Annotated in this window: 4 protein-coding genes; 1 reads left to right on the top strand and 3 read right to left on the bottom strand. The window is 41.7% G+C overall.

Translation table 11 applies throughout. The features are described 5' to 3' along the window. Positions 1-201: 201 nt before the first annotated feature. On the bottom strand, positions 202-2,169 hold the full coding sequence (gene metG / locus FS666_RS18825; RefSeq protein WP_144463740.1) for a methionine--tRNA ligase: 1,968 nt from the start codon (positions 2,167-2,169) through the stop codon (positions 202-204). A gap of 327 nt (positions 2,170-2,496) precedes the next feature. Here metG and FS666_RS18820 point away from each other — a divergent pair, with 327 nt between their 5' ends. Continuing rightward, entirely contained in the window at positions 2,497-2,790 is a 294-nt protein-coding gene (locus FS666_RS18820; protein ID WP_120074452.1) for an AbrB/MazE/SpoVT family DNA-binding domain-containing protein, read from the top strand. Positions 2,791-2,901: 111 nt separating this feature from the next. Here the strand turns inward: FS666_RS18820 and FS666_RS18815 are convergent, their stop codons facing one another. Further along, positions 2,902-3,369, bottom strand: coding sequence for an S-ribosylhomocysteine lyase (locus FS666_RS18815; RefSeq protein ID WP_120074450.1), 468 nt, complete (start codon positions 3,367-3,369; stop codon positions 2,902-2,904). Then, on the bottom strand, positions 3,366-4,016 hold the full coding sequence (locus FS666_RS18810) for a class I SAM-dependent DNA methyltransferase (protein WP_144463739.1): 651 nt from the start codon (positions 4,014-4,016) through the stop codon (positions 3,366-3,368). The genes FS666_RS18815 and FS666_RS18810 overlap by 4 nt, the downstream gene beginning before the upstream one ends. Positions 4,017-4,161 lie beyond the last annotated feature (145 nt).

Here is a 4,161-nt window from a genome sequence, read left to right as displayed (position 1 = left end):
ATTATACTTGATTTCACTAGCTTTCGGATGGTTTTTAGATAAATTTAGTCACGGATTAAGGGTAACATAAGTCACAGTAAGCTAACATTTAGATTACAAAAAAAGAACATAGAGAAATGGCCTAAACTCCACGTTTAATGCGCCATACCCTCTATGTTATCAATGTTTATAAATTTATCTGAATATTACTTTATATTAAAGTTAGTTTACAATCGCCCCGTTAGGAAGGCTTTGATCAACCGATGCGACCGATAAAACGCCGTCTTTTTCTCCCGCAAGGATCATTCCCTGCGAAAGTTCTCCACGCAATTTCACCGGTTTCAGGTTTGCAACGACAATCAATTTTTTCCCTATTAATTCCTCAGGCTTATAAAATTCAGCAATGCCCGAAACAACCTGTCTCTTTTCATAGCCGAGATCAAGCTGCAATTTGAGCAATTTATCCGCCTTTTTAACCGGTTCGCAATCGATGACCTGGCCCACTCTCAGCTCCACTTTCCTAAAATCATCAATCGTGATTTCAGGAGCCTGCTCTATGTTTTCTTCCTTCTCTTCTTTCTTCTCTTTTTCCGGAGCGGCAGGGCCTTTCATTTGATCTTTAATATATTGAATTTCCTCATCCATCTCAAGTCTAGGAAAAATCGGCTTTCCTTTTGCTGCGACATTTGTCTGGGAGGGGATATTACCGAACGTTTCAAGGCTTTCCCATGTTTGGAATTGCTCGTCCGTAATATTGAGCTGTTCAAAGATCTCTTTCGGCGTCTGTGTCAAGAACGGCTGAAGTAAAATAGCTGCCCTTCTGAGCGACTCTGCCAAATGAACCATCACGCTGCCTAATTCACGGCGTTTTTCCTCGTCTTTTGCAAGAATCCAAGGTTCTGTTTCATCAATATATTTATTTGTCCTGCTGATTAGCTGCCACACGGAAGAAAGGGCTACAGAAAACTCCATGTTTTCCATTGCTTCTTCATATTTTTGTACTGTTTCGGTGTTCACACCAAGGAGGTCTTTGTCAAACGGTGTAACAATCCCTTCGTAGGAAGGAATTTCTCCGCCAAAATATTTATTGATCATCGCAACAGTCCTGTTCAACAGGTTTCCAAGGTCATTGGCGAGATCATAATTGATTCTTTCGACAAACCCTTCAGGAGTGAATACACCATCGGATCCAAACGGCACTTCTCTCAATAAATAATAACGTACTGCATCCAGGCCGTAGCGGTCGATCAGCATAACCGGATCGACAACATTCCCTTTGGACTTGGACATTTTTCCGTCCTTCATAAGCAGCCAGCCATGGGCAAAAACCTTTTTCGGAAGCGGCAAATCAAGCGCCATGAGCATGATCGGCCAGTAAATAGTATGAAAGCGGACAATTTCCTTTCCAACGATATGGACATCCGCCGGCCAGTATTTCAGATATTTGGAATCATCATCTGTTCCGTAGCCAAGCGCAGTGATATAGTTGGTCAATGCATCGATCCAGACATAGATGACATGTTTCGGATCGCCGGGAACTTTGATGCCCCAGTCAAATGTCGTCCTGGAGACTGCCAAGTCTTCCAGCCCCGGTTTGATGAAGTTATTGATCATTTCGTTTTTTCTTGATTCGGGCTGGATGAAACCGGGATTATCTTCATAATATTGCAGGAGCCTGTCTACATATTTGCTCATCCTGAAGAAATAGGACTCCTCTTTTACCAGCTCCACCGGGCGTCCGCAATCAGGACAGTTTCCATTGTCAAGCTGCCGTTCTGTGAAGAAAGATTCACAAGGTGTGCAATAATATCCTTCATATTCATCCAGATAAATATCGCCTTGATCCAACAGCTGCTTAAAAATCTTTTGAACAACAACTGTGTGCCGGTCTTCGGTTGTACGAATGAAGTCATCATAGGAAATATCAAGTTTCTTCCATAACCTTTGAATCCCGCTGACAATATGATCAACATATTCCTTTGGGGTAACATTTTCTTCTTTGGCCTTTTTTTGGATTTTCTGTCCATGTTCGTCCGTTCCGGTCAAATACATGACGTCAAAACCGCGCATCCGCTTGTAGCGTGCCATTGCATCACCCGCTACCGTCGTATAAGCATGGCCGATATGCAAATTCCCGCTTGGATAGTAAATGGGGGTTGTTAAATAAAACGTTTTGAGTTTTTCTTTCACCATGTTTCCTCCCTCTCGCTAACAGGATGCCGTTAAACATCAAAACCCACTCTTTGCATCTTGTCCTCTTCTACACTAAAAATATACGTGAAATCAACGATTCCTGCAACTTGTGCCTATTACTAAGGGAACATGAAAATCGGTCCTTTGAATGACGATTCAATTGAATGGATACGAATCCGTAGGAATTTCTATCTAATAAATTGACATTTTTTTAACTTCTAATTGACGGGAATAGGAAAGACTGGTACGATAAATCTGATTATAAATGTGACAAAAAGTATGTTTTTTGATATAAACAAGTTTCTTTGAGAGGAGAAAAGTAGTATGAAATCTACTGGAATTGTGCGAAAAGTCGATGAACTTGGACGGGTAGTCATACCTATTGAATTAAGGCGCACCTTGGGGATTGAAGAAAAAGACGCACTTGAAATATACGTAGATGATGAAAAGATTATCCTGAAGAAATATAAACCGAGCATGACTTGCCATATTACAGGCAATGTATCCGATGAAAATGCCTTTTTTGCCGGTGGGAAATTGGTCTTAAGCCGTGAAGGAGCCGAGCAATTAATACAGGAAATCCGTGAATCCTTCAGTTTTGATAAAGTGAATAATTAATAGAATTTTAAAAGCCCCTTCAACAATATGAAGAGGCTTTTTTGTTTTCGGGTGCGTTACACAAGCGTTTCCGCCTTACATCTCAGTCGCTTAACGCCGCCCTCCGCTTTTCTATGCAAATACTTCCGTCCACTCATCCCTGTGGGCGAGCATTTTTTTGGCCAGTTCTTTGGCGCCTTCCAATGAGTGGCTTGCTGCCCATCCGCATTGCACTTCATTGCAGGCCGGAACTTCGGTTGCTTCCAGTACATCGTTCAATGTTTTTTCCAGAATATTTAATACGTCTTCATAGTCATCGTGGTTGACAAGGGATAAATAATAGCCGGTCTGGCAGCCCATCGGGCTGATATCGACGATTTTATCCGAATGGTTTCTGCTGAATTCCGCCATCATGTGCTCCAATGAATGGATCGAAGGCATTTCCATATGCTCTTTGTTCGGCTGGCAGAACCGAAGGTCGTATTTCCGGATGATATCACCGTTTTCTCCTTCCACCACGCCCGCCAGACGGACATAAGGGGCCTTCACTTTCGTATGATCCAAATTGAAGCTCTCCACGTTCATCTTTTGTTCAGTCATTGATTCCCTCTCCTTTTCTCGGCATCTATCAGCCACACAAATGCATTCATTTGCTTGAATGTGATCCGGAAGCCGTTTTCTTCAAATATTTTCCTTAGAACTGGAATAGTTGTGTAATATTCCGTCTGCAAATCAACTGCAAGACGGTGATGATTGTTTCGCAGTGCTTCTTCTATTATAGCCTGTTTGGCAGCATCATTGATAAAAACCGTATCAGCAAAAACAATTTTCCCGGACTCGTTGAGAATGTCGCTGTACAGCGCGACTGCCTTCCTTTTTTCCTCATCGGTCAAATGGTGGAAAGCATACGTGCTTGCGATCGTATCCGGATTTTTTTCCGGCATGGGAAAAGCCAAAAAATCACCATCGACAATCTGAACATTCGGAAGCTTTCCTTTCGCCCTGTTCCTCATTCCTTCAGAAGGCTCTATACCGTATACTTCAAACCCATTCTTTAAAAATTTTTCTGTCAAATTCCCTGTTCCTACTCCAAATTCAACGATATACCCTTTTGAATTTTTTGCCACCTCATCAAGAATTTGTTCGTAATGAGCAAATACTTCTTTATATTCTACGTCGGAACCAACGACAGTTTGATCATACGTTTCGGACCAGGCATCAAACAGATCATTGAAATTTTTCGCCATATTATTCACCCTTTTCTTATAAAAATAATCGGAATTGAGTTATGACTTAATTTATCACTTGTTTTTGAAAAAAGCAAGAAAATATTAAGAAAAGCGCAAGCGCCTTGCCCATCGACGTACAGACTGGAGTGCCTCCGACGAGATA

It is taken from the genome of Siminovitchia fortis, from assembly GCF_007681465.1.
In the GTDB taxonomy this organism is placed as follows: Bacteria; Bacillota; Bacilli; order Bacillales; family Bacillaceae_C; genus Siminovitchia; species Siminovitchia fortis.
This window is presented reverse-complemented; position numbering and strand designations above follow the sequence as displayed.

Excerpts from the sequence above, each read along its gene's own strand:
- FS666_RS18810 (WP_144463739.1), bottom strand. The coding sequence starts at position 4,016 with ATGGCGAAAAATTTCAATGATCTGTTTGATGCCTGGTCCGAAACGTAT.
- FS666_RS18820 (WP_120074452.1), top strand. The coding sequence starts at position 2,497 with ATGAAATCTACTGGAATTGTGCGAAAAGTCGATGAACTTGGACGGGTA.
- FS666_RS18815 (WP_120074450.1), bottom strand. The coding sequence starts at position 3,369 with ATGACTGAACAAAAGATGAACGTGGAGAGCTTCAATTTGGATCATACG.